This is a genomic window from Mesorhizobium sp. M0019, assembly GCF_040323975.1.
Taxonomy (GTDB): Bacteria; Pseudomonadota; Alphaproteobacteria; order Rhizobiales; family Rhizobiaceae; genus Mesorhizobium.
This window is the reverse complement of the sequence record NZ_JAMYVK010000156.1, coordinates 1-572: the sequence shown is the minus strand read 5'-3', so window position 1 is coordinate 572 and position 572 is coordinate 1. Positions and strand designations below refer to the sequence as shown.

General features: G+C 63.5%; 1 protein-coding gene. It reads right to left on the bottom strand.

The window, feature by feature from the left end; genetic code table 11:
* Positions 1–572: IS110 family RNA-guided transposase (locus NKK47_RS35130; protein WP_352579948.1), on the bottom strand; the 572-nt coding region annotated here is incomplete at both ends.

Here is a 572-nt window from a genome sequence, read left to right as displayed (position 1 = left end):
GTACGCTCGCCCATCTTCGATGTTGCACCGAGCTTCTGTTTACCGCCGGTTGAGCGTTGCAGCGGCGTCAGGCCCAGCCAAGCGGCGAAGTCGCGCCCCTTTCGGAAGATTGCGGCGCAAGGCGCCAGTGCAACCAGAGCCGTTGCCGTTATCGGACCAACGCCGGGGATTGTTGCCAACCGCCGCACGTCTTCATCCTCTCGGGCACGCCGTGCAATCTCGGCATCGAGCTGCTTGATCCTTTCCTCCAGCGATCTCAGCGTATCGACCAGCATGGTGAGGGCCAGGCGGGCTGCTTTTGGCAGATCGCCCTCAGGATCCTCTACCTTTTCCATCAGCTTGGCGGTGTGAGAAGGGCCCTGGGCAACGACCAGTCCATATTCTGCGAGATGGCCGCGCAAGGCGTTGATCGTCTGGGTGCGCTGCCGCACCAGCAGATCACGAGCCCGGAATACGGCCGCACTCGCCTGCTCCTCCTCACTCTTCACGGCGACAAAGCGCATGGTCGGCCGCTGCGCGGCCTCGCAGATCGCCTCGGCATCGGCGGCGTCGTTCTTCTGCCGCTTCACGAA